Genomic DNA, 273 nt, shown 5'->3' on the forward strand with positions numbered 1-273 from the left:
TCGCAGCGTCGTAGGAATGTGGTTTCAGCCGCCGCAGTTCTTGTCTTCGCCCTAGCTGGAGTCGCGACTTCGGGGCTGCCCGCCCAGGGCCTGACACCGAAAACGAAAGCCGTTGTGGCGGGAGCCGTCCCTGTGCCCGCTGGAACGACGCACGACGTTCCTCTTCCCGAGGCATATGCCGCGTTCACGTTGATCAAGTACAACATCACCGCAACCGCAATTACGCCGTCGACGACAACTGTCGTCCTGCACCTCCCCGACGGCGCGTGGCAG

At 63.0% G+C, this 273-nt stretch carries 1 protein-coding gene; it reads left to right on the forward strand.

The window, feature by feature from the left end:
• Positions 1-18: 18 nt before the first annotated feature.
• Positions 19-273: hypothetical protein (locus tag ACPYOM_RS22495; RefSeq protein WP_481347664.1), on the forward strand; the 255-nt coding region annotated here is incomplete at its 3' end.

The organism is Monashia sp. HAY1-2A (assembly GCF_056755315.1).